Source organism: Vibrio sp. 10N.261.52.A1 (assembly GCF_002876325.1).
Classification (GTDB): Bacteria; Pseudomonadota; Gammaproteobacteria; order Enterobacterales; family Vibrionaceae; genus Vibrio; species Vibrio chagasii.
Map to the genome: position 1 here is coordinate 1 of NZ_MCYD01000972.1, position 2,918 is coordinate 2,918.

Genomic DNA, 2,918 nt, shown 5'->3' on the forward strand with positions numbered 1-2,918 from the left:
GTATGCTTATGCCCACCATATTCAAAGGCTCATGGTAACGGGCAACTTCTGCTTAATCACGGGCATTGCACCAGACCAAGTCGACAGTTGGTACCTCGGCATTTACGTAGATGCGATTGAATGGGTTGAAATGCCAAATACGCGAGGTATGGCACTATTTGCGGATGGCGGGATCGTCGGAACCAAACCATACTCTGCCAGCGGTTCGTACATTAATCGCATGAGTGACTACTGCAAAGGCTGTCATTACAAGATTAAAGAGCGCACTGGTGAAAGCTCATGCCCGTTCAACAGTTTGTATTGGCGCTTTATGAATCAACACCGCGACGCCTTAAACCGAAACCCTCGCATGGGTATGCTTTATCGCTCTTGGGACAACATGGATGAACAAGAACAACAAGCGATACTCGATACCGCTGAACAACGACTGATGAATTTGGAGAACTTATAATGGTGGAGCAACTCAGATTACACATATTGGTTATCGGTGGTAGTGGCGGTATTGGTCTCGCCGTAGTTAAACACCTACTCTCTGAGCTGTCTCGATTTGATTTTCTCGATATCCATGTTGCGGCGACTTACCATTCCCAAAAGCCTGAGATTGATGATAAACGCCTAACCTGGCACCAAGTTGACGTGACTCAAGAATCCGATATCGTCGAATTACGATCTCAATTTGATCAACTCGATTGGCTGATCAACTGCGTTGGGATGTTACATACACCAGAAATTGGGCCAGAAAAGAACTTGTCGTCCATCGACCCAGAATTCTTCCTCAAAAACATGTCTGTGAATACCCTACCAAGCTTGTTACTCGCTAAGCACTTCACTCCCCTTCTTAAAGGGAGTGACAACCCCAAGTTTGCGGTGGTGTCCGCCAAGGTTGGCAGTATTTCAGATAATAGATTAGGTGGTTGGTATAGCTATCGTTCATCAAAAGCTGCCCTCAACATGTTCATTAAAACCATGTCGATTGAATGGGGTCGCACCATTAAGAAAGGCACCATATTAGCGCTGCACCCAGGGACGACTGATACTGCGTTGTCGAAACCCTTTCAAGCAAATGTACCGGAAGGCAAGCTATTTGATTCGGCTTACGTGGCACATCAACTCGTCGACATTATTCGCACCGCCACACCAGAGCAAAGCGGTCATTTCTACGCATATAACGGCGAACAACTACCTTGGTAAAGTAGAAGTATAAGGTTGGGAAGATCGGAACGTTACTGAGATAACCTATTACGCTCGTCCCTCGCTGTAGAGAATAACGAAGATTGCGCTAACAAAATCTAACCCTGTTTAGGTTTATTACGTCGACAACGCTCGGAACAGTACACCACTTCATCCCAACAGCGCTCCCACTTCTTGCGCCATGCGAACGGCTTCTGACACACTGGGCATGTCTTTGTCGGTAGGTGCGGCTTTTTGTGCATGAATGTTCCTTGTGTTTTGGCCTATCAATTGAAGTTCTAACAAAAAGATGCCCTATTAAGCTCGTTCATCGCTACAGGGAATGGTGATAGTTGTGATACCCAAGCTAACTTACCCAACTTCAAATAATGGTCGGAACTCTCTATCGTCCGACCATCTCTTCCAGCATTGGTATACAAATCAGAGCCCCATTCCGTCATCCCCAAGAAGGAGGAACGACTGAGTTGGGGCTCTGCTTTTGTTGAAGCTGAAACCATTTCAACTCAACACGCTGGGCTTTTGATGCCAGACGACCAACCTCGAGATATTAAGCAACCACTTTGTACTGCTTTTCCATCTCGCTAACGCCAAGGCCTGCGTGCTTGGTTACTTTCAACTGAACAGGCACACGCTCTTTTAAAGCTTCAACGTGGCTGATGACACCAATCATTTTGCCTGATGCATTCAAGTTATCGAGTGCGTTCAATGCGATGTCTAGCGTGTCACTATCAAGCGTGCCAAAGCCTTCATCTAAGAACAGAGAATCAATACTGGTTTTGTAACTCACAAGATCAGATAGCGCCAATGCCAACGCCAAACTCACCAAGAAGCTTTCACCACCAGACAGAGTTTTGGTGTCGCGCATTACATCACCCTGCCAGGTATCGAGTACCTGTAACTCTAAGCCATCGTCGGCTTTACGTTTTAATTCATAGCGACCATGTAAACGCTGTAATTGCTTGTTTGCCAGGTACACCAAGTTTTCCAGTGTTAGCCCTTGTGCAAACTTACGGAACTTGTCGCCATTCTTAGAGCCAATCAGCGAGTTCAAGCGCGAGATATCATCGAACTCAACTTGTTGTTCAGAGATCTGCTTAAACAAATCTTGCTGGTTACTTCGGTTCTGACGATCGGTTTCAAGGTTGGCAGAAATTGCGCCAATCTTGCTCGCATGGCTTTGTTGAGCTTCTTGACAATCAGCCGTTGCCTGCTCCACTAACTGTTGATCTTGTTCTTGCCATGTTTGCGCATTTTCGTGGTTTTGTAGCTCCACTTGCGCGGCTTTTGCCGTATTCAGCCTTGCTTGTGCACTGACAATTGCTTCATCCAGAGACTTCTTAAGGTTTTGTAATTGAGTTCGCAACTCCTCATCAAGCAGTGCCGCTTCAAAATCAACTTCCTCTTCAAACGGGCTCGCATGCAAAGCTTCAAACCAAACATTCTTCGCTTGCGTGAGGCTTGTTTGCTTCGCGGTTAACTCATCAGAAAAACCGGTATGTTTGGTTTGTTCGGTTCGATGTTCCAGTTCACAGCGATTGAGAACCTGCTGAGCCGCGTCAAATGTTGTGACTGCATCTGTTACCTTTTGCTTCATTGCTTGGCTTGCGACTTGAATGTCTTGCTCACCAAACAACTGTGCTCTTTCACCGCTAATACGAGCTAACTCCGCTGTTAGCAATTCGCTTTCTTTGCTTAACGTGTCCAGCTCTTGCTGCGCACTGCTTAGC

3 protein-coding genes and 1 pseudogene are annotated in these 2,918 nt (G+C 46.3%); 2 read left to right on the top strand and 2 right to left on the bottom strand.

All coding sequences use genetic code 11. The features are described from left to right. Together BCT81_RS21130 and BCT81_RS21135 are read left to right on the top strand one after the other, a co-directional pair. A pseudogene (locus BCT81_RS21130) lies at positions 1-451 on the top strand (cryptochrome/photolyase family protein); the annotation flags it as partial. Beyond that, positions 451-1,191 (top strand): SDR family oxidoreductase, encoded by a 741-nt coding sequence (locus BCT81_RS21135; protein ID WP_102425722.1) that lies wholly within the window; start codon positions 451-453, stop codon positions 1,189-1,191. The pseudogene BCT81_RS21130 and the gene BCT81_RS21135, both read left to right, overlap by 1 nt. A 98-nt stretch (positions 1,192-1,289) precedes the next feature. On the opposite strand, the gene BCT81_RS21140 is transcribed toward BCT81_RS21135, so the two are convergent. Both BCT81_RS21140 and BCT81_RS21145 read right to left on the bottom strand, forming a co-directional pair. Continuing rightward, the gene (locus BCT81_RS21140) at positions 1,290-1,433 is read right to left on the bottom strand and encodes a DUF2256 domain-containing protein (protein ID WP_102425723.1); all 144 of its coding nucleotides are present in this window, start codon (positions 1,431-1,433) and stop codon (positions 1,290-1,292) included. 305 nt (positions 1,434-1,738) lie between these two features. Next, on the bottom strand, positions 1,739-2,918 hold a 1,180-nt coding region (locus BCT81_RS21145), incomplete at its 5' end, for an SbcC/MukB-like Walker B domain-containing protein (protein ID WP_277869838.1).